General features: G+C 58.0%; 2 protein-coding genes. Both read left to right on the plus strand.

Annotation, left to right across the window (positions count from 1 at the left end; genetic code table 11):
* Positions 1-367: DUF302 domain-containing protein (locus ACR0B3_RS24305; RefSeq protein WP_480811282.1), on the plus strand; the 367-nt coding region annotated here is incomplete at its 5' end.
* Between the two features lie 105 nt (positions 368-472).
* Positions 473-869, plus strand: a 397-nt coding sequence (locus ACR0B3_RS24310) for a prolipoprotein diacylglyceryl transferase (protein WP_480811283.1), incomplete at its 3' end; no start/stop codon positions are given.

Here is an 869-nt window from a genome sequence, read left to right on the forward strand (position 1 = left end):
CGTCCTGAAAGACACCAAAATCGATGACGCAGAGATGCGTGTTCGGGATGCTTTGGCAGACAAGGGCTTCGGCGTTCTGACTGAGATTGACGTCAAAGCGACGATGAAAAAGAAACTTGATGCGGACATGCCGCCTTACCGCATCTTGGGGGCCTGTAATCCGGGCATGGCGCACAAAGCCATCGAGATCGAGCCTCGCATCGGTGCGATGCTTCCCTGCAATGTTATCCTGCGGCAACTGGACGGCGACACCGAGGTCAGCGCGGTCGATCCTGTCGCTTCGATGCAGGCGGTGCAGAACCAAGACCTGGACGCGGTCGCCGGCGAAGTCCGCGATCTCCTTCGGGACGCCCTCGACACCGCGTGATGGCGGGATGGGCGTTGGATGCCCTGTCGCAGATCGAGCGCCTTTAGCGGTGCTCGATCAATGCCATCTAATCCCCACGTAAATTCCTGATGAGGAACTCACCCAGTGCTGCCAGCGGGATTGCCATTTCCGGATATTGGAACCGACCTCTTCTCCTTCGACATCGGGGGGGTCACATTCGCACTCCGCTGGTACGCGCTAGCCTATATCTTCGGTATCCTGATTGGCTGGCGCATTTGTTCGAGTGCCATAAGCCGTCCCGCGCTCTGGACGTCAGCTGGACCGCCGCTTGACCGAACGCAGATCGAAGATCTTCTGACGTGGATCATCATCGGCGTGATTGCTGGTGGTCGCCTGGGCTTTGTACTGTTCTACCAGCCCGCATATTATCTCGCCAATCCCTTGGAAATTCTGATGGTCTGGCAAGGCGGCATGTCTTTCCACGGGGGGTTCGCGGGAGTTGTCATCGCGGCCTTGCTGTTCTGCCTTAGACAGAACGCGT

It is taken from the genome of Ruegeria sp. CE9, from assembly GCF_056537425.1.